Here is a 255-nt window from a genome sequence, read left to right on the forward strand (position 1 = left end):
CCTTGGTCTCAGCCTTGCAGAGGTAACTGACCCGATAGAAGTATCGATCCATCTCCCCCGAATCATCCTGAGAGAGGTGGAATGTGGCGTTTGCAGGGATATGCACCAAGCCCTCTGCCTCCTCGAAAGTAACCCTCAGCGCTCTCGCCCAGGCAGCCTGAATACGGCTGTAGAGATTCTCCCTCTCTGATTGGAAGCGCCCCACGGTGTGGTACGCATCCCGATTGAGTAGCAGCACGAAGTGGTAGTGCGGCC

General features: G+C 56.9%; 1 protein-coding gene. It reads right to left on the reverse strand.

The annotated features are described in order from the left end of the window. Window positions 1-238 (reverse strand): inovirus-type Gp2 protein (locus KW848_RS32785; RefSeq protein ID WP_375154770.1); only part of this gene is annotated, 238 nt, incomplete at its 3' end. Window positions 239-255 lie beyond the last annotated feature (17 nt).

Origin of the sequence: Pseudomonas sp. PDM25 (assembly GCF_019219045.1) — a bacterium.
Classification (GTDB): domain Bacteria; phylum Pseudomonadota; class Gammaproteobacteria; order Pseudomonadales; family Pseudomonadaceae; genus Aquipseudomonas.